This is a genomic window from Serratia plymuthica NBRC 102599 (genome assembly GCF_001590925.1).
GTDB classification, from domain to species: Bacteria; Pseudomonadota; Gammaproteobacteria; order Enterobacterales; family Enterobacteriaceae; genus Serratia; species Serratia plymuthica.
Genome location: NZ_BCTU01000054.1, coordinates 1 through 3257, shown reverse-complemented (window position 1 = coordinate 3257; position 3257 = coordinate 1). Strand labels below are relative to the sequence as shown.

Here is a 3257-nt window from a genome sequence, read left to right as displayed (position 1 = left end):
CAACCCAATGGAGAATCTGGCAATTGATATTGGCTATGAAGGCTCCAGACTGAATATCGACGGCAGGAATCTTTCGATCAACGGTTTCAATATCGGCGTTGGCTATCGTTTCTGATAGTGAATGCTTTTGGCCTCCCATTGCGGGAGGCCAGCCGGCGTTGCCAGCCGTGCGCACCCTCTGCAGTACAAGCAGGATACTTTTAGATAAGGGGTTTTATTTACATAGCAAAATCTCAGGGTATCAAAGCCGCAGCAGCAAAGGTGAAATGATGGAATTTAATCAAAATCAGAACCATTGAATTAGCTGCTATTGCAATAATGAATTTTTGTTTATTTAAACTCAATCTGGATTGGGTATGGTTGCCGTCGCTCCTCTTTTTCCCCTCTTTATTACAGCCAGATACCAGTGAACATGATATGAGTGAAACAATAATCCGTTCCGGATTTGATGAGGGCTATTTAGCTGAAAATTCGGCGCCCGCCTTAAGCGGGCACCGGGGCAACGACTAACCAGCAGGCCGAGCACTCTCACTGTGGAGCAGGGTGACAACCCCCACGCCGCCAAGGACAAGGCCGGCGGCGGCCAGCAGCAGTGCGGGTTCCTGGGAGGAAAACAGCGCAATGCTGAGCGACGAAATCAACGGGCCAATAAGCTGGCCGGTGGCGTAACCCGAGGTTAAAAGACCTACGGTTCTGGCCATCGATCCGGAAGAAAGCTCCCGCGCCAGTCTCATGGTCAATTGCATGATGACGAGAAATCCCAAACCGGTCAGTATCGTTGAAATCAGCAAGCCGGCCACATTGTGAATCAGCACGGCGGCAGCCACACCTATCCCTTGTAAAATCATGGCGCCGGCGAGGCTGTTTCGGGTATTGAATTGCGCGGCAAAAAATATCACCAAAATGACCCCAATGGCGGAAGAAAGACCAAAAAGCGGCCAGAAAAAGGCGGAAATTTGCCCGACAGGAAAGGTGGTTCTCGCCATTTGAGAAAGGAAGGTGGCGGGCAATATATAACCAAATCCCGCAAGAGCATAAATAAATACCAGCCTTTTGAGGTTGCTGCTGACAGGCGTTTTATTAACGTGCGGTTGAGCGGAATCAACCTCTTTCGGTAAATGGCGAAAGATGATCAACGCGGCGAGTAGCGCCACTGTGCCATAGATATACCATGAACGCGAGGCATGATAATGCGCCGTGGACATGAACCAGGCCAGTAAACCCGAAAGTGTGATACCGAGTCCTGGGCCTGTAAATACGGCTGCAGATAGCCGGGGGGCGCGATTACCCAAAAGTATGAGCTGTGTCCAGGTGGTCACGATGATCAGCGCCCATGCTCCGCCAATACCCGCGGCCAGCCGAAAGAGGCACTGTAGTGCAAAGTTTGGGGTCGAGCCGGACAGGAGAGTGGCCATAACGGTAATGAGGAGGCCGGCCTTGAGATAAAAAGCGTGTCTACTCTGCATGCGGCTGACGTGCAGCGCCCCAATGAGATAGCCGATGTAGTTCATCGATGCCATGATCCCGGCACCGGAAAGCGTCAGATAGCCGTCGTTAATCATCACTGGAATTTGCGGCGTTAACGAGAAACGGCCGATCCCCATCACGGCGATGAGCGTCATAATGCCGATAAACATGGTCGTTATATTGCTGGGTGCTTTTGCGTTCATCTATTGCCTTTCTATACGCTATTGCCGACGAGATGTCGTAATCTAGGCGGCTATGTTAGAAGGCCATTCCTCTGATGAAAATAGGGCAGATTATCCTATGACCAGGAGTCCTACCCAGGAGCAGTTATGTCGAGAAGTGAGGATATAAAAACCTTTTTACTCAAGCGCCGAGCAAGACTTAATCCGGAAGACTACGGGTTCAGTAAAAACAATCGTAGGGTGAGTGGATTACGCCGGGAGGAGGTTGCACAGTTGGCCGCCGTCAGCGCAAGCTGGTATACCTGGCTCGAACAAGGGCGTGATATCAGTATCTCGCCTGCGGCGCTGACTCGTATTGCCCAGGTTTTGCGATTAACAGACATTGAACAGGATTATCTCAATGCGCTGGTTTTTGGCTCCGGCTCCTCAAAACGCACTCATGATGAAATTCCCCAAGAGGTGATGGCCATGGTAGATGCCCTGGATCCTCACCCCGCCTTTGTCAGACGCGAGAATATGGACATCATTTACTGGAACAATGCGGCTAAAACCAAAATATTCGACTGGTCAAGCGTGCCCCTCACCGACAGAAACTCACTCAAGCTCATGTTTATCCAGGATGACTACCGCCGGAGACTCAATGACTGGGAAAGTGCCGCGCGGCACACCATCGCCTCATTTCGCGCCTATTACGCGACCGGTAATCACCCTGCTGCCTTTAAATCTGTTGTTGACGACCTGATGGCAAGAAGTGCGGAGTTTCGTACCCTGTGGGATTATCATGATGTCAGCAAGGTGGGGGCAGGAAATAAAGATATCTTTGATAATAAAGGCCAGCTCAGGCATTACACCTACACCTCGCTTGAAGTAGAAAACAATCCGGGCATGTTCGTGATTTTTTATTGTCAACGTGTCCTGGAATAGCAAACTTTTACCCGCTGTGGCAGGGACAGTAAAAACAGATGCAGTGAGCTTACGGAGGGTAAAGTTTTTTTGGCCAGAGGGTAAAAGATGCGGTTCCGCTGTTGCTGGCCATTGACGCGCCCCATTACGGATATTTTAGCCTGAGCTGGGGCTTTTTTCTCGTCACGGCGTGGCAAGAGCCTGGGGGAAATAGGATAAAGAGTGCCATTACAAGACCGGGTTACTGGGCGGCAGGAATTACTATTAATGCGTGCTGGTTCGCAACTTACGAGTTCGACTGATTTATTTTTATCTCATATCAGTTATTATTTATTCTTGTTTACTAGCTATTGGGTTTATAAATTCCAATAAAATATTCATGTCATAAATAACTCATGGGTTCATATGAGTTGGCACTGTATTTGTTCTACTTACTATTAAGGATGATTCGATGAAGACGTTAGTTATCGCCAGCATGGTTATTTCCACTCTGGGCCTCAGCGCTGCGGCCCATGCCGGGCAAAGCACCCTCACTGCCGGTTATGCGCAAAGCAAGGTGCAGAATTTCAAAAATATCAACGGCGTTAACCTCAAATACCGTTACGAGTGGGATTCACCGATCAGCGTGATCAGCTCCTTTACCTATATGAGCGGCGATAAGAGCGAATCTTACTATATATATCGCGACAGGATTGATAACCATGC

The 3257-nt window shown here is 49.3% G+C and carries 3 protein-coding genes and 1 pseudogene; 3 read left to right on the top strand and 1 reads right to left on the bottom strand.

The features are described from left to right. Positions 1 to 115, top strand: a pseudogene (locus SPL01S_RS25770) (Ail/Lom family outer membrane beta-barrel protein); the annotation flags it as partial. A gap of 391 nt (positions 116 to 506) precedes the next feature. On the opposite strand, the gene SPL01S_RS24060 reads toward SPL01S_RS25770, so the two are convergent. Then, positions 507 to 1670 (bottom strand): YbfB/YjiJ family MFS transporter, encoded by a 1164-nt coding sequence (locus SPL01S_RS24060; protein ID WP_063203191.1) that lies wholly within the window; start codon positions 1668 to 1670, stop codon positions 507 to 509. A gap of 126 nt (positions 1671 to 1796) precedes the next feature. On the opposite strand from SPL01S_RS24060, the gene SPL01S_RS24055 reads away from it, so the two are divergent. Together SPL01S_RS24055 and SPL01S_RS24050 are read left to right on the top strand one after the other, a co-directional pair. Further along, positions 1797 to 2573, top strand: coding sequence for a helix-turn-helix transcriptional regulator (locus SPL01S_RS24055; protein ID WP_063203189.1), 777 nt, complete (start codon positions 1797 to 1799; stop codon positions 2571 to 2573). A gap of 430 nt (positions 2574 to 3003) precedes the next feature. Further along, positions 3004 to 3257, top strand: a 254-nt coding sequence (locus SPL01S_RS24050; RefSeq protein ID WP_155729018.1) for an Ail/Lom family outer membrane beta-barrel protein, incomplete at its 3' end; no start/stop codon positions are given.